We start from the raw sequence: 23,889 nt of genomic DNA on the forward strand, positions 1-23,889 counted from the left end.
TTGATCGTGGTGGCCGCAGAGCTTGTCTTTCCCTCGCGAATCCGGTCTGTCGCACTGATGGAATTCTCTCCCCAACAGGACGAGGCGCTACAAGCGGTCGCCCGCTGGCTCAAGACCGGCAAGCCGCAGTTGTTCCGGCTGTTCGGTTATGCCGGCACCGGCAAGACGACGCTGGCGCGCTATTTCGCTGAACATGTCGACGGCCAGGTTCAGTTCGCCGCCTTCACCGGCAAGGCCGCGCAGGTGCTGCGCTCGAAGGGCGCGGTCAACGCCCGCACCATCCATTCGCTGATCTACCGGCCAAAGGGCGAGGAATCGGTTGCCGACGAGGTCACTGGCAAGACCTCGATGTCGCCGACCTTTTCGCTCAACCGGCAGAGCCCGATCTCGCGCGCCAAGCTCGTCGTCATCGACGAATGCTCGATGGTCGACGAGCAGCTAGGCCGCGACCTGATGAGCTTCGGCACACCGATCCTGGTGCTTGGCGACCCCGGCCAGCTGCCGCCGATCTCGGGCGGCGGCTTCTTCACCGACCACGAGCCGGATTTCCTGCTGACCGAAATCCATCGGCAGGCGCGCGACAATCCGATCCTGCGGCTGGCGCTCGATGTGCGCGAGGGCCGCGAATTCATGCGTGGCGACTACGGCACCGCACAGGTGATCGGCAAGGAAGACGTCACCCAGGAACTCGTGCTGAAGGCGGACCAGGTGCTGGTCGGCACCAATCGTACCCGTCGCCGCTACAACCAGCGTCTGCGCGAGCTCAAAGGGTTCAATGCAGACTACCCGCAGGCGGGTGACAAGCTGGTCTGCCTGCGCAACGATCCGGCCAAGGGCCTGCTCAACGGCTCGCTGTGGAAGGTGATGACCTCGTCGCGCGAGACAGTGAAGCCTGGCATCAATCTTCTGGTCTCGCCGGAAGAGGACGATCCCGATCGCGGCGTCGCCAAGATCAAGCTGCTCAAGGCGGCCTTCGAGGATCCGGACGCCGATATTCCCTGGCAGCAGAAGAAGCGCTTCGATGATTTCGACTATGGCTACGCGCTGACCGTGCACAAGGCGCAGGGCTCGCAGTGGAACGAGATCGTGCTGTTCGACGAGAGCTGGGCCTTCAAGGAAACCCGCCAGCGCTGGCTCTATACCGCGATCACCCGCGCGGCCGAACGGCTGACGATCGTCAGGTAAGTGTCTGCCGGGACTTCCGGACAGTGTTCCATTCGACGGTCAGGCTTTTCCTCCCCGCGCTATTGATCCCCGATCGGTTCGGCATCGAGCCATTGCCAGGCCTCGGCTTCCTCCTCGGCACTGAAGTGCCTGAGCTCGACAGGGGCTGAAGCCGGAATGAGACGCCGGGCGTCCGCCGTCCAGTCCGGTTCGCCGATCGCCGCGCAACGACCGACATGCTCCAGCGCACGGATCGTGCCCTGTTTCAGCGTGTCGTCCGAAATTTCGGCCCAGTCGACGCCCTCGTGGTCGATCAGGCGCACGGCCACATCGATCTGCGGGTGGAGGGCATAGGCCGCCTCCAGCAGGCCAAACAGGTTTTCGGCGTCTGCGGCTGAAATATAACCGACGACATCGATGGCAAAAAGGTCGTCGCGATCGGTGTCGATGCGGCGGATCGCCGGCACTGTGTCGAGAAAATTCATGGACGCTTCCTTTCGCGGACCAGTTCGTCTCCCTGGAACACCCGAAACCCCCTGTCTGTTCCCGCCAAAGGCATTATAGGTGGCGCGTCGAATGAATTCCGAGGCCGCTCCATGCCCGCAAAGCTCTCCGTCAATCTCAATGCCATCGCCATGCTGCGCAACCGGCGCGACCTGCCCTGGCCGAGCGTGACCGGTCTCGGCCGCATTGCGCTCGCGGCCGGGGCGCATGGCTTGACCGTGCATCCGCGCCCCGACGAGCGGCACACAAGACACTCCGATCTGCCTGAGATACGGTCGCTGATCGATGACGAGTTCCCGCGCGCGGAATTCAACATCGAGGGCTATCCGACCGAGGATTTCCTGGTGCTTGTGGAAAAGCATCAGCCGGAACAGGTGACGCTGGTGCCCGACGATCCGGCCCAGGCGACCTCCGACCATGGCTGGAACTTTGCCGCCGAGGCGGCGTTCCTGACACCGATCGTCAAGCGTCTGAAAAAGGGGGGCTTCCGCGTGTCGTTGTTTTCCGATCCGGACCCCGATTGTGTGACCGCCGCGCGCGACACTGGCGCCGACCGTATCGAGCTCTATACGGGTCCATATGGCAGCTATCATTCCGATCCAGCCAGAGCGGCCAAGGAACTGGAAAAACTTGGAAAAACCGCCGACGCCGCCTTCGCTGCCGGCCTTCAGGTCAATGCCGGGCACGATCTGGTGGTGAGCAATCTGCCTGAGCTGGTCAAGCGCATTCCGGCATTGGCCGAAGTGTCGATCGGACATGGGTTGACAGCCGACGCGTTGGAGTATGGCATGGCCGGCACGGTGGGGCGATTTCTGAAGGCTTGCGGATGGTAGAGTGAGAAGCCTCGCGTGCAGGTATGGCAGCCGTCGTGTGCAATTGATATCGTATCGCAGCATGAATAAGGCATCGCACGCTTATCGGGGAATGGTCGATGGCCCTTGCCAGCAGCGGTAGCGAGGCTCAAACCGTCGAACCATCGAGTCATTCCGCCGTCGAACGGCACAGCATCAAGGTCCTGATGCTCGGCGCACTTGGCGTCGTCTATGGCGATATCGGCACCAGCCCGATCTACGCCTTCCGCGAGGCGCTTCATGCTTCGCCCGGCACCGATACGCGCACCGATGTCCTGGGCGTGTTGTCGCTGATCGTCTGGGCGCTGACGATCATCGTGACCATAAAGTATGTTGCCTTCGTGCTTCGTGCCGACAACAAGGGCGAGGGCGGCACGCTGTCGCTGATGTCGCTTGCCCGCACCGCCTATCCCAAAGGCGCCCCCCTGATCCTGGCGATCGGGCTATGCGGCGCGGCATTGTTCTTCGGCGATGCGATCATAACCCCGGCCATCTCCGTGCTGTCCGCGGTCGAGGGCCTTGAGGTGGTGACGCCAACGTTGGACGCCTTTGTCGTCCCCATTACGCTGATCATCCTGGCCTTTTTGTTCTCGGTGCAGCGCTTCGGCACTGGCAAGGTGGCGGCCGTATTCGGACCGGTGACGGCTCTGTGGTTCTTGGCCATAGGCGTCGCCGGACTCTATCACCTGATGGACGATCCTTCGGTCCTGCTGGCGATCAATCCCTATTATGCCGTCGCCTATCTTGTCAGCACGCCGACCGCTGCTTTCGTCACCGTCGGCGCTGTATTCCTGGCCGTGACGGGAGCCGAAGCGCTCTATGTCGACCTCGGCCATTTTGGGCGCAAGCCGATCGTATTGGCATGGTTTTCCGTGGTATTTCCGTGCCTGCTGCTCAACTATTTCGGGCAGGGCGCCTTTGTCCTTGCCAATGGCGGCCGGCCGACCAATCCATTCTTTCAGATGCTGCCGGACTGGGCGCTCATGCCGATGGTGGGCCTGGCAACGGCAGCGACCGTTATCGCCAGCCAGGCTGTTATCTCAGGCGCTTTTTCGTTGACCCGCCAAGCGGTGCAACTCAACCTTTTGCCGCGCATCGAGGTGCAGCATACGTCCGAAATGCAGTCCGGCCAGATCTACATGCCGCGTGTCAACCTGCTTATCGCGATGGGGGTGATGGTGCTGGTTGTCGGTTTCGGCAGCTCGAGTTCGCTGGCTTCCGCCTACGGAATTTCCGTGACCGGCGAAATGCTGATGACGACCATCCTGCTGTTCGTGGTGATGCGCAAGCTGTGGAAATGGAAGCTGGCGCTCGCACTGGCCCTGGCCCTGCTGTTTGGCACCATCGATAGCGGCTTCTTCCTGGCCAATGTCGTGAAGATCGTCGAAGGCGGATGGGTCTCGATCACAGTTGCCTGCCTCATGGGGCTGATCATGTCGACATGGATCCGCGGCAGCCGCTATCTGTTCGACAAGACCCGCCGCAACGAGATCCCACTCGATTTCCTCGCCGGCAATCTGTTGAAGAAGAAGCCGCAGCTGGTGTCCGGCACGGCGGTGTTCCTGACCAGCGATCCGCTCAGCGCGCCGACCGCGCTGATGCACAGCCTGAAGCACTACAAGGTGCTGCATGAGCAGAACGTCATCCTTTCGGTGGTGACCGCGCCGCAGCCGGTGGTGCCCGACAGCGACCGGGTCAAGATGGAGACGGTCAACGAGCTGTTCATGCGGGTGACGCTGACCTTCGGCTACATGGAGCAGCCCAACATCCCGCGCGCGCTGGCGATCTGCCGCAAACAGGGCTGGAAGTTCGACATCATGACGACGTCGTTCTTCCTGTCGCGCCGCTCGCTCAAGGCTTCGCCCAATTCCGGCATGCCGGTGTGGCAGGACCGGCTGTTCATCGGTCTGGCGCGCACCGCGGCCGACGCGACGGAGTATTTCCAGATCCCAACCGGGCGCGTCGTGGAAATCGGCACGCAAGTAGCTATCTAAGTGACATACGGCAGGTATTATGGGCGCACGCCGTGCCGGACGTAGCGGCAGATTCAGCCCACGAACATCGGATGATCAGCCATTTGCCTGAGCGGCCCAGTGCTGTAGGCATGGCAGCCATCACGCTACGGTACTTGATATTGCATCGCAGCAAGCGTAGAGCACCGCGCGCTTATCGGAGTGTCGTCCATGGCCCTTGCCAATGCTGGTAGTGAGGCAGAACCCGTCGAACAATCGAGCCATCCAGAAATCGAACAGCACAGCACCAAGGTGCTGATGCTGGGCGCGCTCGGTGTTGTCTATGGCGATATCGGCACCAGTCCGATCTATGCCTTTCGCGAGGCGCTGGTGGCGTCGTCCCATGGCGCCGTTGCTGATCGCGGCGATATTCTCGGTGTGCTGTCGCTGATCATCTGGTCGCTGACGATCATCGTGACGATCAAATACATCATGTTCGTGCTGCGCGCGGACAACCGCGGCGAGGGCGGCGTGCTGTCGCTGATGGCGTTGGCGCGCGGCAGTTTTCCGACGCGCTCGGCGGTGATCCTGGGCATCGGCATCGTCGGCGCCTCGCTGTTTTTCGGCGATGCCGTCATCACGCCGGCGATTTCGGTGCTTTCGGCGGTCGAAGGCATGAACGTTGTCACCCCTGCCTTCCAGCCCTACGTCGTGCCGCTGACGCTGGTCATTCTCGCAATCGTGTTCGCGGTGCAACGCTTCGGCACGGGCGGGGTGGGATTGGTCTTCGGTCCGGTGACTGCGGTATGGTTCCTGGCGATAGGCCTTTCAGGTCTCAACCATATCATCGCCGATCCGGAAATCCTGTGGGCGATCAGCCCGCACTACATTGTCGCGTTCCTGATCCATTCGCCCGACGTCGCCTTCGTGACGATCGGCGCTATCTTCCTGGCCGTCACCGGTGCCGAGGCGCTCTATGCCGATCTCGGTCATTTCGGACGCAAGCCGATCGTGCTCGCCTGGCTGTCGATCGTGTTTCCCTGTCTGCTGTTGAACTATGCCGGGCAGGGCGCTTTCGTGCTGGCGAAGAACGGTGTGGTCGGCCATCCGTTCTTCGAGATGAACGAGGGCTGGACGCTGATCCCGATGGTGGTGCTGGCGACCGCCGCGACGGTCATCGCCAGCCAGGCGGTGATTTCCGGTGCCTTCTCGCTGACCAGGCAGGCAGTGCAGCTCAACATGCTGCCGCGCCTGCAAATCCTGCACACGTCGGAACGACAGTCCGGCCAGATCTACATGCCGCGCGTCAACCTGTTGCTGGCGTTGGTGGTGATGCTGCTGGTCGTCGGCTTCGGCGAATCCAGCAAGCTCGCCTCGGCCTACGGCATCTCGGTGACCGGCAACATGCTGGTGACGACGGTGCTGCTCTATGTCGTGATGACGCGTATCTGGAAATGGCAGCTCTGGCTGGCAATCTCGCTGACGGCGCTGTTTGCCTTCATCGATATCGGTTTCTTCGCCTCCAACATCGTCAAGGTGTTCGAAGGCGGCTGGGCCTCGCTGGCGGTTGCCTTCACCATCGTGCTGGCCATGTGGACGTGGGTGCGCGGCAGCCGCTATCTGTTCGACAAGACCCGCCGCAACGAGATCCCGCTCGATTTCCTCGCCGGCAATCTGTTGAAGAAGAAGCCGCAGCTGGTGTCCGGCACGGCGGTGTTCCTGACCAGCGATCCGCTCAGCGCGCCGACCGCGCTGATGCACAGCCTGAAGCACTACAAGGTGCTGCACGAGCAGAACGTCATCCTCTCGGTGGTGACCGCGCCGCAGCCGGTGGTGCCCGACAGCGACCGGGTCAAGATGGAGACGGTCAACGAGCTGTTCATGCGGGTGACGCTGACCTTCGGCTACATGGAGCAGCCCAACATCCCGCGCGCGCTGGCGATCTGCCGCAAGCAGGGCTGGAAGTTCGACATCATGACGACGTCCTTCTTCCTGTCGCGCCGCTCGCTCAAGGCCTCGCCCAATTCCGGCATGCCGGTGTGGCAGGACCGGCTGTTCATCGGTCTGGCGCGCACGGCGGCCGACGCGACGGAGTATTTCCAGATCCCAACCGGGCGCGTCGTGGAAATCGGCACCCAGGTCGCCATTTGAGGGTGTAGGACGGGCCGATAGCCGAGGAGGCGGGAATGAGCGGCGAATTGGTGCTTGTCACCGGCGGATCCGGCTTCCTCGGCGCTCATTGTATTCTCGCCCTGAAGAAGGCCGGCTACCGCGTGCGCACGACCGTGCGGTCCGCCAAGCGTGAAGCCGATGTGCTCGCCATGCTCAAGGCCGGCGGCGCTGAGCCCGGAGTGGCACCCTCGTTCGCCATCGCCGATCTCATGGCCGATGCCGGCTGGCCGCAAGCCGTCGACGGTTGCGACTATATCCTGCATGTCGCCTCGCCCTTTCCGCCCGGCGTGCCGAAGCATGAAGATGAACTGATCATACCGGCCCGCGAGGGCGCGCTACGAGTGTTGCGGGCGGCGCGGGACGCTGGGGTGAAGCGTGTCGTGCTCACCTCGTCCTTCGCGGCCATCGGCTATGGCAAGCTGCCGCCTGACGGCCGGCCGTTCACCGAGGCGAACTGGACCGATCCGACGGGCAAGGTCAGCGCCTATGTGAAATCGAAGACCCTGGCCGAGCGCGCGGCGTGGGATTTCATTGCCGCCGAGGGCAGGGCGCTGGAGCTTGCGGTCGTCAATCCGGTCGGCATCTTCGGACCGGTTCTCGGGGCCGACCATTCGACCTCCACCGAATTCATCCGGCGCATGATGGATGGCGCCATGCCTGGCTTACCGCGCCTGTCCTTCGGCGTCGTCGATGTGCGCGACGTGGTGGATCTGCATCTGCGCGCGATGACCAACCCCGCCGCCGGTGGCGAACGGTTTCTGGCGGTTGCCGGTGACTTCATGACCGTGCGGGAGATGGCCGAAACCTTGAGGGCACGGCTGGGCGACGCTGCGGCGCGCGTCTCGACGAGGGTGCTTCCCGACTGGCTGGTCCGCTTCGTCGGGCTGTTCAGCGCGGAAGCCGCGCAGGTCGTGCCGGAGCTGGGCAAGGCCAAGAACGCCACCAGCGAGAAGGCGGTGCGCATGCTCGGCTGGGCACCGCGACCACGCGAAGATGCGCTGGTCGCGACTGGCGAAAGCCTGATCCGGCTTGGGTTGCTGAAGACATCGAAGTAGCGGCGGAAAGCCGAGGCTTCCCGCCGCGCTGATCGTCAGGCGGCCAAAGCGGCTTTATTGGTCTCCAGGAACTGCTTCAGCGACTCCGATTTGCGGCCGGAAAGCTTTTCGACGGAGTCCGTCACCATGCCGAGGCCACCGACCCGCGTGGCGGCGTCGAACGATACGAGAAGCCGGGCGATGGGTTCGGGAAGGCCGGCCGACTTCATTCCCTCGGTCAATGCTTCGTCGGAAAGCTGGATGACCTGGATGGGCTTGCCGGTGACTTCGGTGACCAGCGCTGCGACCTCGGCGACAGTGTAGGCCTCGGGGCCGGTCAGCGTGTAGGTCGTGCTTTCGCGGGTGTCCGAGGCGAGCCCAGCAGCTATGGCAGCAGCGAGATCGTCACGTGCGCCATAGGAAATGGCACCATCGCCCGCCGATGTATACCATTGGCCCGATGCGAGGATCTGCGGCATCGCCATGAACAGGTTCTCGTCATACCAGCCATTGCGGAAGATCGTATGGGGGATGCCACTCGCCTTGATCGCCTGTTCGGTGTCGTAGTGGTCGGGGGCGAAGAGCACCGGTGAACCCGGCTCGGTGTTGGGCATCGAGGTGTAGAGCAAGTGGGCGACGCCTGCTTGCTTCGCGGCGGCGACGGCAGCGAGCTGCTGCTGGCGCCGCTTTCCCTGGATCGCCAGTTCGTTGGTCGAGATGATGAGCACCCGGTCGGCGCCTTGAAAAGCCTCGGCGAGCGAAGCCGGATCGTCGAAGTCGGCCGCCCGGACGGCGACACCGCGCGCCGCCAGATCGGCAAGGTTGGCCGGCGTGCGGGTGGTGGCGATGATCCGAGCCGCCGGCACCTTCAATGTGTCCAGCAGGTGGTTGATGACGCTGCGGCCAAGCTGGCCGGAAGCGCCGGTGACGAGGAGAGTTTTGCTCATTGGTGATCCTGGCATGGGTCGGAGGGAAGGGGCGAGTGGTGGTCTCAAAAAGAGACCAGCACTAAAATAGGAATTGACCCCTGGCCGTAAAGAAGGCAGTTTTTCGGGAGGTAGGCACAGGCAAGGAACCAGCCGTGGACAGCACGATCGTCAATCTGAGATCCAAGCTCGAGATCTACAAAGCCATGACTGGCGGCGGAAACCTTGCCGATTGCCCGGTTCGCGATGTCATGCAGGGCCTTAGCGGCAAATGGAGTTCGCTTTTGATGGGAGCCCTGGCCGAGCAGCCATATCGCTTCGGCGAGTTGCGGCGGCTGGTGCCCGACATTTCGCAGCGCATGCTCACCCAGACGCTCCATGATTTGCAGCGTGACGGCTATGTGCATCGCGAGGTGTTCCCGACCAAGCCACCGAGCGTCGAATACAGTCTCACCGACCTCGGGCGGTCGATGTTCGGCGCCTTGCACCAGCTGATCCTGTGGGCCGAGCTCAATCATGACGCGGTGCGCGAGGCGCGCGCCGGTTTTGATGCCGCCCAGGCCTGAACGGCGACTAGTGCCGGGAGAGGCGGCTTGATTTAGTCCGGCCGCTGAAGGATTGTCCCGACCAATCCGGCTTTGGGGGCATTGGCATTTCCTACGATATCGCAATTGCGGGCGCCGGGCCGGCGGGGCTGGCGGTGGCGCTTTATCTCAGGCGTGCCGGACATCGGGTCACCGTGTTCGAGCGCTTCGAGGAGCCGAAGCCGGTCGGCTCCGGGTTGATCCTGCAGCCGACCGGGCTGACGGTGCTGGCCGATCTCGGCCTGCTCGATGACATACTGGCGCTGGGCAGCCGCATCGATCGGCTGCATGGCGCCGACGCCACGACCGGCCGCACCGTGCTCGATGTCCGCTATGATGCCCAGCGCGGTCGCCGTTTTGGCTTGGCTGTGCACCGGGCGGCCTTGTTCGGCGTGCTTTTCCGGGCCGCACAGCGCGAAGCGATCGCCATCGAGACCGGCGTCGAGATCGAGGCGCTGGAGGCTGGCGACCGGGCGACGCTGATCCGGGGCAACGGGCGAAGGGCAGGGCCGTTCGACCTTGTCGTCGACGCAAGCGGCTCAAAGTCAAAACTGCGGCATTGCGCGGGCAATTCAGGCGCGCCGCGTCCACTCACCTATGGCGCGTTCTGGGCGTCGCTCGGTTGGCGCGGCGAAGGTTTCGACGAGCACGCGTTGCTGCAACGCTACGACAGGGCCAGCGTGATGATCGGCGTGCTGCCGATCGGCCGGCCGGAGCCGGGCGCCGAAAAGATGGCAGCCTTCTTCTGGAGCCTGAAGCCGGCGGACGCCGACGCGGTGCGCGCCCGGGGCCTCGAGGCCTGGAAGGAGAGGGTGGTCCGGCTGTGGCCGCAGAGCGAGGCGTTCACCAGCCAGATCGACAGTTTCGACCAGCTTTCGCTGGCACGCTATGGTCACCACACGATGAAGCGCCCGGTCGGTCGGCGGCTGGCCGTCATCGGCGATGCCGCGCATTCGACCAGTCCGCAACTCGGGCAAGGGGCGAACATGGCGCTGCTCGACGCGGCGGCGCTCAGCCATGCACTGGCACGGACGGGCAATGTCGAAGCGGCGCTCGAAGCCTATGCGGCAGCGCGGCGCTGGCATGTGCGTGTCTTCCAGGCGCTGTCGCTGGCGTTCACGCCATTCTACCAGTCGGATTCCGTGGCGCTGCCGTTCATCCGTGACAGGCTGGTGGCGACGGTGGCGAAAATCCCGCCGGCGCCACAGTTCCTCGCCTCGATGGTGGCCGGAACGGTTATCGATCCGTTCAGGCGGATCGGGCTAAAGGAGGCGCGCTGGCCGGATCGCTTCGGCGGATGAGGCTCGAAAGGTAGGACCCTTTCGCCTGCAGGAAGGCGTGCAGGCGCCGCGGATAGTCCGGCGCCACGGCGTGCTTGATCGAGGGGCGTCCGCTCAACGCCTGGCGCCAGGCCTTGACGAGCGGCTTGCCATCCAGAATGCCGAAATCGCCGATCCGGTCGAAGGCGTCGAAGTAGCGGAAGACTGGTCCGTAAACCGCGTCGACGAGCGAGAAGCGCTCGCCGGCGAACCATGGCCCGTTCCGTTCGGATCCTGCCAGCTCGGCCTCAAGACGACCGAACATCGCCGAAAGAGCCTCGCTTTCCGCAAGGAAGCCTGCCTCGGTTGAGGCAGAATAGAAACGGCCGATGGCGTTGAGCATGGCCGAGCCGAACTCGATCCAGGCGCGATGCCGTGCGCGTGCATAGGGGTCGGCAGGGTGGAGGGGATTGGCTTGGGTTTCTTCGAGGAATTCGAGGATGACCGCGGACTCGAAGATTGCCGTCTGCTCACGCTTTCGCTGCGTACGCAGCAGCGGCACCTTGCCCAGCGGCGAGATCGCCTTGAACCAGTCCGGCTTGTCGGCGAGGTCGATGTCGACGCGCTCGAACGGCACGCCCTTTTCGGCCAGCGAAATCGCGGCGCGTTGCACATAGGGGCAGAGATGGTGGCTGACGAGAATGAGCTTGTCGTCCATCTCATTCGCCCCAGACATAGTTCAACGCGCCGTCTTCGACGCGTGTCGAGAGGAACATCAGGCGAGAACCCTTTGGCGCTGGACCGTCAAGGCGATCGCCTGATGCCATGTCGAAGGAAGCGCCGTGCCATTGGCAGACCAGCCTGCCGTCCTTGCAGTCGAGCGGTCCGCCGAAATGCAGACAAACATTGGCGGCGGCGCGGATGCGCTCGCCGCTGCGCCAGACATGGACCTCACGGCCGAAGAATGGCGCGATCATGCTGCCCGTCCGTGGAATGTCGTCAACCTTGCAGATTTCATGTTTCATGGGATTTGCCTTCCAGAGTTAATGCAATTGCATCTATATATATGCATGTGCATTGATCGTCAAGCTTGATGCAGCTGCATCTATCGCCTAGGATGCAGTCATGACAGAGCAAGCCACGCCTTCGCCCGAAGCCATCAAGGCCTGGGCCCGCCTGATGCGGGTTTCGCGTCAGCTCATCGAACAGGCCGAAGACGCGCTGAAGGAAAGCGGCCTGCCGCCGCTTGCCTGGTACGACGTGCTGCATGAGCTGGCCGAAGCGGGCGAGGGCGGGCTGCGACCGTTTCAATTGATCGAGCGCACACTGTTTGCGCAGTACAATATCTCGCGGCTGCTGGCGCGGCTCGAGGCCGATGGGCTGGTCGAGAAACTGCCGGTGGCCGATGACGGTCGCGGTCAGACCATCCGCATCACGGCCAAGGGTCGCGACACTCGCCGTCGGATGTGGTCCGTCTATGGACGATCGATCGCCGAACTCGTCGGCGCCAAACTCTCGGCGGATGAACTGAGCATGGTGTCGGCACTGCTTGGCCGGCTGCGCCATCCGCCTGCCAGCGATTGAGCAAACTCGCCGCACGGCATTGTGCGGCTGCTTCGAGATATTTTTCAGTGCGTCCTCTTGCGCCAATCATCGAATTGCGCAATATGCCGAACCGTAACGTACGGTACGGTCGCTGTTTGAACCGCGCCGCCGCCACCATGAAACGGGAAAAAAGCGTGTTGCTGGCAAACGCCGACATCGACAACAGCCAAGCGCTGACGGAGCGGCAGAAAGCCGTTCTGGACGCGGCGCTTCGCCTGCTGGTCGAGGAGGGCGATCACCTGACCATGACCGCTGTGGCGCGCCGCGCGAGCTGTTCCAAGGAAACGCTCTACAAATGGTTCGGCGACCGTGACGGGCTGCTGACGGCGACGGTCCAGTGGCAAGCCTCGAAAGTGCGGGTGGCTCCGGTCGACGGCAAGGGGCTCGATCTTGCCTCGCTGACGGCGAGCCTTGAGCGCTTCGCCTCGGACTGGCTGAAGGTGATTTCGAGCGACACCTCGATCGCGCTTAACCGCGTGGCGGTCGGGCATGCCGGTTCCGGCAAGGACGATCTCGGCGCCGTCGTGCTGGAGAATGGCCGTTTCGCGCTGGCCAAACGGCTGAAGCCGGTGCTTGAGGCAGGCCGGCAGGCCGGGCTGCTGGAATTTTCGGACGCCGAGACAGCGTTCCGCACCTTTTTCGGGCTGGTCGCCCGCGACGTGCAGATCCGTCTGCTGCTTGGCGACCGGCTGGAATTGACTGAGGCGGCGATTGGCGGCGATGCCGCACGGGCGACGCAGCAGTTTCTCGCTCTTCATGGAGCAAAACCGGGCCGCAAGGCCTCTGATTTATAAAAACGGGAAGGAAGACAAAATGCGTGTCTATTACGATCGTGATGCCGATCTCAACCTGATCAAGGGCAAGAAGGTCGCCATCATCGGCTATGGCAGCCAGGGCAGGGCGCATGCGCTCAACCTCAAGGATTCCGGCGTCAAGGACATCGCCATCGGCCTCAAGGCCGGCTCGGCTACCGCCAAGAAGGTCGAGGCCGACGGCCTCAAGGTGATGAGCGTGGCCGATGCCGCCAAATGGGCCGACTTGATGATGATGGCGACGCCCGACGAATTGCAGGCAGACATCTACAGATCAGAGATCGCGCCGAATATCCGTGACGGCGCTGCGATCGCCTTCGCGCACGGCCTCAACGTGCATTTCGGCCTGATCGAGCCGAAGGCTTCGGTCGATGTCGTCATGATCGCGCCAAAGGGTCCGGGCCACACGGTGCGCGGCGAATACCAGAAGGGCGGCGGCGTGCCGTGCCTGGTCGCCGTCAACCAGGACGCCTCGGGCAACGCACTTGATCTGGCTCTGTCCTACGCCTGCGGAGTCGGCGGCGGCCGTTCGGGCATCATCGAGACCAATTTCCGTGAGGAATGCGAGACCGATCTGTTCGGCGAGCAGGTCGTGCTGTGCGGCGGTCTGGTCGAACTGATCCGCGCCGGTTTCGAGACGCTGGTGGAAGCCGGCTACGCGCCTGAGATGGCCTATTTCGAGTGCCTGCACGAGGTCAAGCTTATCGTCGACCTGATCTATGAAGGCGGCATCGCCAACATGAACTATTCGATCTCGAACACCGCCGAATGGGGCGAGTATGTCTCGGGTCCGCGCATCATCACCGCCGAGACCAAGGCCGAGATGAAGCGCGTGCTGAAGGACATCCAGACCGGCAAGTTCACCTCGGAATGGATGCAGGAATACCGCGCCGGCATGTCGCGGTTCAAGGGCATCCGCCGCATGAACGACAGCCACCAGATCGAGGAAGTTGGCGCCAAGCTGCGCGCGATGATGCCGTGGATTTCGAAGAACAAGCTGGTCGACAAGGCCAAGAACTGACCGAAATCCAGATGCTCGAAGACCCAGTGGCTTCGAACGGCAAGGATCAAAAACGGCGCCACATGGCGCCGTTTTTTCATTGTGTCTCAGCTACGGCTTAGCTCAGCTATAGGGCGACCAGCACTGCTGGCGCGGGCCGTTGTAGGGCTGGAACGTGTTGTCCCAGGCGCGATACGAGCGGTAGCGGTTGTAGCACCACTGGACATGGGCGCTCGAAAGCCGGCCTGCGCGGTAGTAGCGGCGCGGCGGCGCATCGTAGTAATTGTAATTGTTGTACATGCTGCCAAGGCCAAGCCCGAGGCCAAGGCCCAGGATCGCGGCGCTCGCACTGTCATCATAGTAGCGGTCGTGATAGTGGCGGTGGCGCCAACGCCAGTTGTTTCCACCGTTCCAGTTGCCGCCGTTCCAGTTGCCGCCGTTCCAGTTGCCACCGTTCCAGTTTCCATTACCGTTCCAGTGTCGGTTGCCATTCCAATGGCCCGACCGGCGCCATCTCCAATTCTCGTTGTAGAGTTGCCGGTCATTGCCGCCCGCCCAACTGTCGCGGACTGGCGTGATCGTCGGCGCCGCCGTGCTTGTGGGAATCGACAGGTCCGGCTGCAGGATCGGGCCGGCCGCGGACGGTGCCGTGATGCCCGACAGGATGCCGAGCGCTATCAGCCCGGATTTGACAGAGGAAGAAAAGAGCGAATTCATTGCACTCTCCAAGAGATACAGGCCCCACGCCCACCCTGGGAATGCGGCCAATGTGGACCTTTGCGTCTGAACGGCGGATGAACGGAAAGGTTCCGTCAACCATGACGCGCACGCCGTCAGGACCAATCGATATCGACAGGTGGTCCCGCGACCTTGTTTTCTCCCGCGCTTGTGGGCAAAGGTCAGGACATGTTGCTGCGCCTCGCCACCTTCAATGTCGAGAACCTGATGAACAGGTTCGATTTTTCCGGGTATCGCAACCAACTCAACGAAGACCGCACGCTGGCGCTTTTCGATATCCAGAGCGAAGCCGAATACAAGATGCTGGAGCAGGCCCGCGCCATCGCGCAGTCCGACGACACGCGCCAGCTGACGGCGCTGGCGATCGCGGCGACCCGCGCCGACATCATCTGCATGCAGGAGGTCGACAATATCGAGGCGCTGAAGGCCTTCGAATACGGCTATCTGTTCAAGATGGTGGGGGAGGGTTACCGGCAGAAATACACCACTGCCGGCAACGATCTGCGCGGCATCGATGTGGCCGTGATGATGCGCGCCGAGACCGCGCAGGGCCAGCCGATCGAATTCGTGCGCATGACCAGCCACGCCTATGTCACCTTCGAGCAGTTCGGCCTGCACACGCCGGAACTGGAAGCTCTTGGCAATCAAGCCAATGAGCGCATCTTCCGCCGCGACTGCCTGGAAATCGATGTGACTGTCGGCGGCGTGCCCCTGACGCTCTATCTCGTGCATTTCAAATCGATGGGCTCGCCGCGCAACGGGCTCGACGGACGCGAGGCGACGATGCCGCTGCGCATCGCCGAGGCGCAAGCGGTGCGCCGCATTATCGAGGAGCGCTTCGGCAAGGATCATGCCGCCGACAAAAGCTGGGCGATCTGCGGCGACATGAACGATTACCGGCAGCGCGTGAAGATCGCCGGCGATGCCGTCGACGGCTACCGCTTCGAGGTGGTCGATGAGAACCAGTCCTGCATCAACGTGCTGACGGCAGGCGGCTTTTGCGAGAACGTCGTCGAGCGGCGGCCGGAGATGAACCGCTGGAGCTTCTACCACACGCGAGGACCGGAAGAGCGGCACCTGTGCCAACTCGACTACATCCTGCTCTCCAAGGGGCTGGCGGAGAAGAACGCCACGGCCATTCCCGACATCATCCGCAACGGCCAGCCCTGGCGCACCATCTTTCCGCCGGGCCAGGAGGTGGACCGCTTTCCGCGCGCCGGCTGGGACCGGCCGAAGGCATCCGACCACTGCCCGGTGGCGATCACTCTGGACATGGCCTGATCACATGAGTTTCGATCTGCCGCGCAATGTCATCCTGCCGGTCGACGCCGTCGACGTTCGGCTCGATCCCGGTCCGCACCCCTTCGCGCTGGATAACGCGGAGGCGATCGCCGAGAACTGGCAGCGCGAGATATCAGCCAATCCGGCGCTGTTCGACGGCACGGTGGTGCTGCTGTCGCAACTCGCCTGGCGCGACAGCCGTCTCGTCGGACGCTGCCACGCGGTCAACTACTCCACGTTCATGCTATGGCGCAAGCGGCGCGAGAATTCGGGCGCCGAGCATGCCTATGCCCATGCCGTGCTGGTGGCCGGCGACAATGCGCTGGTGGCGATCCGCATGGGACCGCACACGGTCAATGCCGGCCGCGTCTACTTCGCCGCCGGCTCGTTCGAGCCGATCGATTTCCGCGACGGGCTGGTCGATGTCGATTTCAACATGATCCGTGAGGTGCGCGAAGAGACCGGCCTGGACCTGTCGGTTGCTGAACGCGGCCAGCGTTATCACGCTTTGTCGACGAACAGCGGCACGGTGATATTCCGCCGCTATCACGCGCCGGCGCCTGCCGACGAGATCGCTCGGCGAATCTCAGCCTTTGTCGCGGCCGAGACCGATCCCGAGATCGAGGGTCCGGTGATCATCCGCCATGCCGCAGACCTGCCGGACGGGCTGTCGGCGCACATGAAGCCGCTGATCGAGTGGCATTTCGCGGGCAAGGGTTAGCGGCGCGCCCTGTTCTGTGCTGCCTTGCGATCGTTGCGGGCGGCGACGAAGAACAAGATAAATCCAATCCCCAGCAACCCACCCATGGCCATTCCCATCGTCTGGCCGACAACCGCCTGAAAATCGGCGGTGACGCGGTCGGGATTGGCCATGCCGAAGCGGGCGAGATACCACCAGATGCCGGCAAGCACGGCTTCGATGATCACCATCATCAGGATCAGTCGCGCCTTCTTGCTCATCCGCTATTCCTCGACCGGAAATACCTTGCCCTAACATCCCGAACCGCACCGAGACAGTGGAGGCACAGCGCGGAAACGTCAAAAAGTTGTGCAAAATCAGATCGGGTGCCGGATGCAGGCCTGTCCTACTCGTGGCGCAACGCGTCGATCGGATCGAGGCGAGCGCCGCGTAGCGCCGGGAAGAAGCCGAACACCATGCCGATGAGAGCCGAAAAACCGACGGCGAGCAGGATGACCGCCGGGCTCGGCGCGAACGGGATGGTCAGCGTCACCGAGGCGAGGCCGGCCAGCGCCAGGCCGATCAGGATGCCGATGATGCCGCCGAGCAGCGACAGCACCGTCGCCTCGACCAGGAACTGGATGAGGATGTGCTTTTCATGCGCGCCGATGGCGAGCCTGATGCCGATCTCGCGGGTGCGCTCGGTGACCGACACCAGCATGATGTTCATGATGCCGATGCCGCCGACCAGCAGGCTGACGCCGGCGACCGCGCCCAGCATGCCGGTCATGGTGGCGGTGGCGCTGGCCATGGCGTCGGCGATCTGGGTCATGTCGCGAATGGCGAAATCGCTTTCGCGGTCGGGCGTGATGCGGCGCGCATCGCGCAAAATGTCCTCGACGCGCGGCTGCAATTCGCTGGTCGGGGTGCGGTCGTCGGCGGCGATGTAGATGTTGTCGATGTCGCGGTTGCCGGCGATGCGGCGCTGATAGGCGTGCAGCGGCATCAGCACGACATTGTCCTGGTCCTGGCCGAAGCCGGTATAGCCCTTGGGTTCGAGCAGGCCGACGATCTTGCAGGAGGTGCGGTTGACGCGGATGATCTCACCCTCGGGGTCGCCGGCGCCGAAGAATTGCTGACGCACCGTCTCGCCGATCAGGCACACGCCGGTGCCCGAGCGGGTTTCGGAATCGCTGAACGGGCGGCCGGAAACCAGCTTCCAGTCGCGCGCGTCGAGATAGGCGCTGTCAGTGCCGGTGACGCCCGAGGTCAGGCTCTCGGTGCCGAAGATGACACGGACCTGCTTCTGCGAGGCCGGCGAAATGGCACGCGCGCCGGTGAGATGCGCAACCAGCGCCGCAAGATCCTTCTCGGCCAGCGGACGCACCACCTGTTCGAGCCCGCCTGGACCCCCGGGACCGGCCGGGCGGCCGGAACGGACGACCAGGAGGTTGCTGCCGAGCTTGGAGATGTCGGCCTTGACCTTTTCGGTGGTGCCGGAGCCGATGGTGAGCATGGCAATGACGGCGGCAACGCCGATGACGATGCCAAGCAATGTCAGGAACGAGCGCAGCACGTTGCGGCGGATCGAGCGGAGCGAGAGGCGGACGGTTTCCCAGATCATGGTCAGAGCCTTCCATCCCGACAGAACCGGGATGGGGCTCTATCTCTGTGTTCGGCCACGATCTTCTCCGAAAACCGGAGTCCACTTTTCGGGATCATGGCTGGGCCACTTCCAGCGTCGCGGTGTCCGAGGCGACGCGGCCGTCGACGAAGCGGATGGTGCGCTTGGCATATTCGGCGACATCGGCCTCGTGGGTGACCATGGTGATGGTCAGGCCAAGCTCCTCGTTCAGCGTCGTCAGCAGCTCCATGATTTCATGGGTGCGGGCGGTATCGAGATTGCCGGTCGGCTCGTCGGCGACGAGCAGCGTTGGCCTTGTGACGATGGCGCGCGCGATCGCCACGCGTTGCTGCTGGCCGCCGGACAACTCGGCCGGCGTGTGGTGCTCGCGGCCGACAAGGCCGACCTGGGCCAGCGCCTGCATGGCGAGATCGCGGCGCTCGCGGGCGGCAACGCCGCGATAGATCAGCGGCAACTCGACATTTTCCGCGGCGGTGGTGCGGGCCAGCAGATTGTAGCCCTGGAAGACGAAACCGACATAGAGGTTGCGCAGCATTGCGCGGCGGTTGCGGTCGAGCCGGCCGGCGTCGATGCCCATGAAGGAATAGGTTCCGGCCGTCGGCGTGTCGAGGCAGCCGATGATGTTCATGGCTGTCGACTTGCCGGAGCCGGACGGGCCCATGATGGCGACGAATTCGCCACGCCTTATGGCAAGGTCGACGCCGGCCAGCGCGTGGATCCGGGCCTCGCCCTGACCATAGCTCTTCCAGACCTTGTCGAAGGTGATGAGGTGCGCGCCCGAAGCCACGGCCTCAGCTCCGCTGCTGTGACGCGGTGATGACCTGAGCGCCTTCCTCCAGGCCCGAGGTGATCTCGGTCAGTTCGCCGTCGGTCGAGCCGATCTTGACGTTGACCGGATGCGGCCGCCCATTCTCCAGCACGTACAGCGTGCGCGAGCCGTCCGTGGCCGGCGGCGCGGCCTGGCGCTGGCGATTGCCGCCGGGACGCCCCATGCGGCCTGTGAACAGGTCGCTCAGGCTCCACGCGCGGGCCGCAGGTGCCGGGGGTCGATAGCGGAAGGCGGTGGCCGGGACCGTGAGTACACCCTTGGCCTGCCGGGTGACGACCGAAACGGTGGCGGTCATGCCGGGCCGCAGCAACAGCTCGTTGTTGTCGACCTCGAGCCGCGCATTGTAGGTGACGACGCCATCGGTGGTGACCGAGGCATAGGAGATGTCGCGGATCTCGGCATCGAACGGCCGCTCCGGGAAGGCGTCGACGGTGAAGCGGGCATGCTGGCCGGTCTTCACCGTGCCGATGTCGGCCTCGTCGACCGCCGCCACCAGTTCCATGTTCTTCAGGTCGGCGGCGATGATGAACAACACCGGCGCCTGCAGCGACGAGGCGACCGTCTGGCCGGGGTCGACCGAGCGCGTCAGCACGATGCCGTCGATCGGCGCATAGATGGTGCTGTTGGCGAGGTCGGTCTGCTGCGATTTCAGATCGGCATTGGCGATGGAGAGATTGGCCCGGGCGCTGTCGAGCGCCGCCTTGGAGCGGTCGCGCGTCGCGGTCGCCGCTTCGAGCGACTGGTCGGTCGCCATGCCGCGCTTGGTCAATGCCGCCGCGCGGATAAGCGAGCTTTCGTTCTCGGCAAGCGTTACCGTGGCGTCCTCGACATTGGCGGCCGCCGCCTTGGCGGACGCCTCCGCCCGCTCGATCTGCACCTGCAGCTTGGTGGTGTCGAGTGCGGCCAGCACATCGCCCTTCTTGACCTGCTGGTTCTCCTCGACGGATACCGAACGGACAATGCCGGAGAGCTGGCTGGAAATATCCACCTGGGTGAGGGGCTGCAGCGTGCCTGTCGCGGACACCTGGACAGTGAGGTCGGCCTTGGCGGCCGGCACGGTGGTGTAGTCGATCCTGGTGGGCGAGCCAGCATACCACTGATAGACGCCGAGGCCGGCGGCGAGCACGATCAGCGCCAGCAGCGCATAGAGCCAGCCACGCCGGCGCGACTTGCGCAGACCTCGTCTGTCGAGTCCGAGCGCGGTCTCGATGGCGGAATCCGATTCCGTCTTTGGCAGATTGACAATCTGGTCCACGCCGGACCCCTATAATGCGCAGTGTCCCTATCTGTGCACAGATCAGGCTTACTGGTTCGAATATCAAATTAAATTTCGCCCATGTTTGGATTGAGGCAGGAATGAAAACCCGAAACTACTTGCTTTACGATGTGTTTACGACCGAGCGGCTGGCCGGCAATCCGCTGGCCGTCGTGCTGGATTGCAAAGGCCTGGACACGCGCGCCATGCAGGCCATCGCGCGCGAATTCAACCTGTCCGAATCCGTCTTCGTGCTGCCGCCGGATAATCCCAAGCATAAAAACCGCGTCCGCATCTTCACGCCCGACTATGAAATGCCATTCGCCGGCCATCCGACTGTTGGCGCCGCGATCGCGCTGGCCGAACTGGCGGAAGAGGGCGGCGCCGGCATCTTCGTGCTGGAGGAGAACATTGGCCCGGTGCGATGCGCCGTCAGCAAGCACGATGGCGCCACCTTCGCCGAGTTCGACCTGGCCAAATTGCCGGAGCCGTTGAAGCTCGAGGCCGATCCGCACGCGATTGGCGCTGCCCTTGGCCTGGCGCCGCACGAAATCGGCTTCGAGAATCACCGCGTCGCGTTCTGGTCGGCGGGCGTGCCCTATGTGACCATCCCGGTTGCCAATCTCGAGGCGGCGGGGCGAATCCGGCTCGACAACCAGGCGTGGTCGGAGCTGGCGCCGCGCAAGAGCGACTGGGCCTTCGCCAGCCCCTATGTCTATTGCCGCGAGACGGTGAACCACGAAAGCGCGTTCCATGTGCGCATGATCGTGCCGGGCACGCCTTCCTACGAGGACCCGGCGACCGGCTCGGCGGCGGCCGCCTTTGCCGGCGCCATCATGCATTTCGACGGCCCCACCGACGGCATTTCGCAGCTGTGGATCGAGCAGGGGCTGGAGATGGGCCGGCCGTCGCGCATCCGCCTCGAACTGAATGTCGAAGGCGGAAAACTGGCCTCGGCGCGCATCGGCGGCAACGCGATCAAGGTGGCGGAAGGCAAGCTGTTCGTCTGAGACGTGCGGCACTTAAGCGATTTGTCGGGAAATGATTCCGGCAGGGCTGGACAGGACCGATGGTGGCGGCTATATGCCCGCCAACGCCGGTTTTTGCCGGCCGAGTGGGTGCGTAGCTCAGTTGGTAGAGCAGCTGACTCTTAATCAGCGGGTCCACAGTTCAATCCTGTGCGCACCCACCAAATTCTTCAAAGACTTGGTGGAAAGACCCTGAAAGCGAGACGCGTTTGACGTGTCTCGGGCCTGCGCTGATCATGGCGCGGGCTTGCCGAGGCTGGCCTTGAACTTGACCTTCATGGCGATCTGGCCGGTCACGGTAATCTGCGATCCGGCGCCGCCGCCCATGCTACGGTCCCTGGCGTTGACGTTGGTGGTGACGCTGGTGACCTCGCAGGTCTCGGCAATGGTTTCGATCACCATGGCGCAACTGCCGGCCGCGACCTTGTAGAAGGAGCGAAGTCCAGCTTCCTGCTGCGCGGCGATGTCTTCGTCGTCCTTGACCGGAATGCTCATCGTGAGGCTGGACTGCATCTTGGCGAACCCGTCATCGCCGGGCCGCCGCGGTCGGCCTGTCTCGTCAAGGGCCTGAGAAAATGCCGATGCAACAGTGCCGAAAAGCAGTGCAACGATAATTGTCGACTTCAAATACATCGCTTGATCTCCCATGAGATTTTCTCGTCTCATGGAACAATCAAAACGGCGTTATTATTTTGGCTCAATCACGCTGAAAGTTTGACCGATTTACTTCTCCGAAACGCCAGCCTCGGCAAAACTTGCCATGCGGGCATGGCACTCCAGCGCCGAGCGCACGACGTTGACGGCAAGACACGCGCCGGAGCCTTCGCCGAGCCGCATGCCGAGATCGAGCAACGGCGGCAGGCTGAGGGCTTCGAGAAGACCGCGATGACCTGATTCCGCCGAGACGTGGGCGGCAATGGTGTGGGCGAGGCCTGTCGCATGCAGCCTTGCCAGCGGTGCTGCGGCGGCGGTGCAGACGAAGCCGTCGAGCAAGACGGGTATGCCCAGATGGCGGGCGGCGAGGGTCGCGCCGAAGATGGCGGCGAGTTCGCGTCCGCCAAGCGCGGCGGCGATGCCAAGCGGATCGGCAAGGACAGCGGCGTGGCGCTTCAAGCCGGCTTCGATGGCGACCACCTTGCGCTTCAGGCCGGCGTCATCGACGCCGGTGCCGCGTCCGGTCCATTTTTCCGCACCGCCTCCGAACAGCGCCGCCGAAATGGCGGCTGCCGACGTGGTGTTGCCGATGCCCATTTCGCCGAAGCAGATGAGGTCGAGGTCCTTCGTCACCGCGTCGTAGCCGGCAGAGACGGCGGCGAGGAAGGCCTTGTCATCCATTGCCGGCACTTGCGTGAAGTCGCCCGTGGGATGATCGAGGTCGAGCGGGATGACGTCGAGTTCGGCGCCGGCGATGCGGGCGAGTTGGTTGATCGCCGCACCGCCGCCAGCGAAATTCGCCACCATCTGCACGGTGACCTCCGAAGGATAGGCCGACACGCCTTGCGCGGTGACGCCATGGTTGCCGGCGAAGACGAAAACCTTCACCCGGTCGAGCCTGGGCATATCGCGGCCCTGCCAGCGCGCCAGCCATGCGGCGATTGTTTCCAGTCGGCCGAGGCTGCCTTGCGGCTTGGTCAGCGTGTCCTGGCGGTGGGCGACGGCAGTTGCGGCGGCATCGCTGCCGGCGGGCAGGTCGAGGCAGGCGGCGCGCAGTTCATCGAGTGATTTGAAGGGCATGGGGGCAAAGTCTCCGAAAGGGAATCAGGCCAAAAGGAATCAGGAAAGGGCTACGGAAGCGACGAGCAGCACGGCGATCTCGCTCACCTGCTGCAAGGCGCCGATCGTGTCGCCGGTCTGGCCGCCGATCTGGCTGAGGCAAAGCGCGCGGAACGCGGCAAACAGCAGGCCAAGCAGGATGAGCGCGAAGACCGCACCACCGAGCCCCAGCAGTAGGAGCGGGATCGCACCGAGCACAGCGCCGGCGATAGCGGTTTCAGCAGAGACGGCGCCGGCGCCGGCAGAGAGGCCTTCGGACCGCGCGGGGGGCAAGAGATGCATGAAGGCGCCGAGCACGCCGCGCGAGGCCGCGTGTGCGGCCACCAGGGCGAAGAGGGCTTGCGTGGGGTCGACGAATTCCGAAAGCGCGCTCCAGCGGATCAGCAGCGACAGGGCCAGCGCCGCGGCACCATAGGCGCCGATGCGGCTGTCGCGCATGATCTCGAGTTTGCGGCCGCGCGAGTTGCCGCCGCCGAAACCGTCGGCGACATCGGAAAGCCCGTCCTCATGCAGGCAGCCGGTGGTGGAGAGGGTTGCCGCAAGGGCAAGGGCCGCCGCCGGGCCCATGGCAAGGCCAAACCTCTCCGCCGTGGCATAGACGATCGCGCCGATCAGCCCGATGGCGAGGCCGGGGACCGGTGCGGCCCAGATCGCGGCGGCAAGGCCGCGGCCGCGAAAATCGAAGACGGGCAATGGCAGGCGGGTGAAGAAGACCAGGCAGAGCGCGATATCATCGAGGATCTGCCTGGGCGAAAAGCTCGTGTTCTGGAACATGAGCCGGATCTTTTCCGAAAACCG

25 protein-coding genes and 1 tRNA gene are annotated in these 23,889 nt (G+C 63.8%); 14 read left to right on the forward strand and 12 right to left on the reverse strand.

The annotated features are described in order from the left end of the window. The first annotated feature begins 57 nt into the window (after positions 1 to 57). A complete protein-coding gene (locus AC56QP_RS31125) occupies positions 58 to 1,185 on the forward strand; it encodes an ATP-dependent DNA helicase (protein WP_091580570.1) in 1,128 nt (375 codons plus the stop codon). 59 nt (positions 1,186 to 1,244) lie between these two features. On the opposite strand, the gene AC56QP_RS31130 is transcribed toward AC56QP_RS31125, so the two are convergent. Continuing rightward, complete coding sequence (locus AC56QP_RS31130) at positions 1,245 to 1,649, reverse strand: SpoIIAA family protein (protein WP_497109003.1); 405 nt, start codon at positions 1,647 to 1,649, stop codon at positions 1,245 to 1,247. Between the two features lie 111 nt (positions 1,650 to 1,760). Between AC56QP_RS31130 and AC56QP_RS31135 the strand changes: the two genes are divergently transcribed. From AC56QP_RS31135 to AC56QP_RS31150, 4 genes are all read left to right on the forward strand, one after another. Beyond that, the gene (locus AC56QP_RS31135; RefSeq protein WP_489862013.1) at positions 1,761 to 2,501 is read left to right on the forward strand and encodes a pyridoxine 5'-phosphate synthase; all 741 of its coding nucleotides are present in this window, start codon (positions 1,761 to 1,763) and stop codon (positions 2,499 to 2,501) included. A 98-nt stretch (positions 2,502 to 2,599) separates the two neighbouring features. After that, on the forward strand, positions 2,600 to 4,513 hold the full coding sequence (locus AC56QP_RS31140) for a potassium transporter Kup (RefSeq protein WP_489862012.1): 1,914 nt from the start codon (positions 2,600 to 2,602) through the stop codon (positions 4,511 to 4,513). 189 nt (positions 4,514 to 4,702) lie between these two features. After that, the gene (locus AC56QP_RS31145) at positions 4,703 to 6,622 is read left to right on the forward strand and encodes a potassium transporter Kup (protein ID WP_489862011.1); all 1,920 of its coding nucleotides are present in this window, start codon (positions 4,703 to 4,705) and stop codon (positions 6,620 to 6,622) included. Between the two features lie 35 nt (positions 6,623 to 6,657). Continuing rightward, the gene (locus AC56QP_RS31150) at positions 6,658 to 7,698 is read left to right on the forward strand and encodes an SDR family oxidoreductase (protein WP_489862010.1); all 1,041 of its coding nucleotides are present in this window, start codon (positions 6,658 to 6,660) and stop codon (positions 7,696 to 7,698) included. Positions 7,699 to 7,733: 35 nt separating this feature from the next. Here the strand turns inward: AC56QP_RS31150 and AC56QP_RS31155 are convergent, their stop codons facing one another. After that, positions 7,734 to 8,624: an NmrA family NAD(P)-binding protein gene (locus AC56QP_RS31155; protein WP_489862009.1), complete on the reverse strand. Its 891-nt coding sequence runs from the start codon at positions 8,622 to 8,624 to the stop codon at positions 7,734 to 7,736. 185 nt (positions 8,625 to 8,809) lie between these two features. Here AC56QP_RS31155 and AC56QP_RS31160 point away from each other — a divergent pair, with 185 nt between their 5' ends. After that, positions 8,810 to 9,169 (forward strand): winged helix-turn-helix transcriptional regulator, encoded by a 360-nt coding sequence (locus AC56QP_RS31160; protein WP_489863475.1) that lies wholly within the window; start codon positions 8,810 to 8,812, stop codon positions 9,167 to 9,169. Positions 9,170 to 9,249: 80 nt separating this feature from the next. After that, positions 9,250 to 10,488 carry an FAD-dependent oxidoreductase gene (locus AC56QP_RS31165; RefSeq protein ID WP_489863474.1) on the forward strand — a complete coding sequence of 413 codons (1,239 nt, stop codon included), beginning with the start codon at positions 9,250 to 9,252 and terminating at the stop codon, positions 10,486 to 10,488. Here the strand turns inward: AC56QP_RS31165 and AC56QP_RS31170 are convergent. Together AC56QP_RS31170 and AC56QP_RS31175 are read right to left on the reverse strand one after the other, a co-directional pair. After that, positions 10,436 to 11,164 (reverse strand): glutathione S-transferase family protein, encoded by a 729-nt coding sequence (locus tag AC56QP_RS31170; RefSeq protein ID WP_489862008.1) that lies wholly within the window; start codon positions 11,162 to 11,164, stop codon positions 10,436 to 10,438. The genes AC56QP_RS31165 and AC56QP_RS31170 overlap by 53 nt on opposite strands. A gap of 1 nt (position 11,165) precedes the next feature. Beyond that, positions 11,166 to 11,471, reverse strand: coding sequence for a Rieske (2Fe-2S) protein (locus AC56QP_RS31175; protein ID WP_091575580.1), 306 nt, complete (start codon positions 11,469 to 11,471; stop codon positions 11,166 to 11,168). Positions 11,472 to 11,571: 100 nt separating this feature from the next. Between AC56QP_RS31175 and AC56QP_RS31180 the strand changes: the two genes are divergently transcribed. The 3 genes from AC56QP_RS31180 (at position 11,572) to ilvC (ending at position 13,884) form a co-directional block, all read left to right on the forward strand. After that, positions 11,572 to 12,030, forward strand: a complete 459-nt coding sequence (locus AC56QP_RS31180; RefSeq protein WP_489862007.1) for a MarR family winged helix-turn-helix transcriptional regulator — start codon at positions 11,572 to 11,574, stop codon at positions 12,028 to 12,030. A gap of 137 nt (positions 12,031 to 12,167) precedes the next feature. Further along, entirely contained in the window at positions 12,168 to 12,845 is a 678-nt protein-coding gene (locus AC56QP_RS31185) for a TetR/AcrR family transcriptional regulator (protein WP_489862006.1), read from the forward strand. Positions 12,846 to 12,864: 19 nt separating this feature from the next. Next, positions 12,865 to 13,884, forward strand: coding sequence for a ketol-acid reductoisomerase (gene ilvC, locus AC56QP_RS31190; protein WP_091575578.1), 1,020 nt, complete (start codon positions 12,865 to 12,867; stop codon positions 13,882 to 13,884). A gap of 102 nt (positions 13,885 to 13,986) precedes the next feature. Here ilvC and AC56QP_RS31195 read toward each other — a convergent pair whose 3' ends face one another. Next, the gene (locus AC56QP_RS31195; RefSeq protein WP_489862005.1) at positions 13,987 to 14,580 is read right to left on the reverse strand and encodes a BA14K family protein; all 594 of its coding nucleotides are present in this window, start codon (positions 14,578 to 14,580) and stop codon (positions 13,987 to 13,989) included. A 189-nt stretch (positions 14,581 to 14,769) separates the two neighbouring features. Between AC56QP_RS31195 and AC56QP_RS31200 the strand changes: the two genes are divergently transcribed. Then, positions 14,770 to 15,882, forward strand: a complete 1,113-nt coding sequence (locus AC56QP_RS31200; RefSeq protein ID WP_497109004.1) for an endonuclease/exonuclease/phosphatase family protein — start codon at positions 14,770 to 14,772, stop codon at positions 15,880 to 15,882. Positions 15,883 to 15,886: 4 nt separating this feature from the next. Beyond that, entirely contained in the window at positions 15,887 to 16,603 is a 717-nt protein-coding gene (locus tag AC56QP_RS31205) for a hypothetical protein (RefSeq protein ID WP_489862004.1), read from the forward strand. Here the strand turns inward: AC56QP_RS31205 and AC56QP_RS31210 are convergent. The 4 genes from AC56QP_RS31210 to AC56QP_RS31225 form a co-directional block, all read right to left on the reverse strand. Next, the gene (locus tag AC56QP_RS31210) at positions 16,600 to 16,842 is read right to left on the reverse strand and encodes a hypothetical protein (protein WP_489862003.1); all 243 of its coding nucleotides are present in this window, start codon (positions 16,840 to 16,842) and stop codon (positions 16,600 to 16,602) included. The genes AC56QP_RS31205 and AC56QP_RS31210 overlap by 4 nt on opposite strands. A 125-nt stretch (positions 16,843 to 16,967) precedes the next feature. Next, the gene (locus AC56QP_RS31215) at positions 16,968 to 18,185 is read right to left on the reverse strand and encodes an ABC transporter permease (RefSeq protein WP_256751221.1); all 1,218 of its coding nucleotides are present in this window, start codon (positions 18,183 to 18,185) and stop codon (positions 16,968 to 16,970) included. A gap of 94 nt (positions 18,186 to 18,279) precedes the next feature. Next, positions 18,280 to 18,993 carry an ABC transporter ATP-binding protein gene (locus tag AC56QP_RS31220; RefSeq protein ID WP_489862002.1) on the reverse strand — a complete coding sequence of 238 codons (714 nt, stop codon included), beginning with the start codon at positions 18,991 to 18,993 and terminating at the stop codon, positions 18,280 to 18,282. Between the two features lie 4 nt (positions 18,994 to 18,997). Continuing rightward, positions 18,998 to 20,290, reverse strand: coding sequence for an efflux RND transporter periplasmic adaptor subunit (locus AC56QP_RS31225; RefSeq protein WP_489862001.1), 1,293 nt, complete (start codon positions 20,288 to 20,290; stop codon positions 18,998 to 19,000). 101 nt (positions 20,291 to 20,391) lie between these two features. Between AC56QP_RS31225 and AC56QP_RS31230 the strand changes: the two genes are divergently transcribed. Beyond that, positions 20,392 to 21,300, forward strand: a complete 909-nt coding sequence (locus AC56QP_RS31230) for a PhzF family phenazine biosynthesis protein (RefSeq protein WP_489862000.1) — start codon at positions 20,392 to 20,394, stop codon at positions 21,298 to 21,300. 106 nt (positions 21,301 to 21,406) lie between these two features. Next, positions 21,407 to 21,482: transfer RNA gene (locus tag AC56QP_RS31235), tRNA-Lys, on the forward strand. 70 nt (positions 21,483 to 21,552) lie between these two features. On the opposite strand, the gene AC56QP_RS31240 is transcribed toward AC56QP_RS31235, so the two are convergent. The 3 genes from AC56QP_RS31240 to cobS form a co-directional block, all read right to left on the reverse strand. Beyond that, positions 21,553 to 21,951, reverse strand: coding sequence for a hypothetical protein (locus AC56QP_RS31240; protein ID WP_489861999.1), 399 nt, complete (start codon positions 21,949 to 21,951; stop codon positions 21,553 to 21,555). 90 nt (positions 21,952 to 22,041) lie between these two features. Then, the gene (gene cobT, locus AC56QP_RS31245; protein WP_489861998.1) at positions 22,042 to 23,052 is read right to left on the reverse strand and encodes a nicotinate-nucleotide--dimethylbenzimidazole phosphoribosyltransferase; all 1,011 of its coding nucleotides are present in this window, start codon (positions 23,050 to 23,052) and stop codon (positions 22,042 to 22,044) included. 39 nt (positions 23,053 to 23,091) lie between these two features. Next, the gene (gene cobS / locus AC56QP_RS31250) at positions 23,092 to 23,865 is read right to left on the reverse strand and encodes an adenosylcobinamide-GDP ribazoletransferase (protein ID WP_489863473.1); all 774 of its coding nucleotides are present in this window, start codon (positions 23,863 to 23,865) and stop codon (positions 23,092 to 23,094) included. Positions 23,866 to 23,889: the final 24 nt, after the last annotated feature.

Source organism: Mesorhizobium sp. RCAM 05104 (assembly GCF_059683645.1).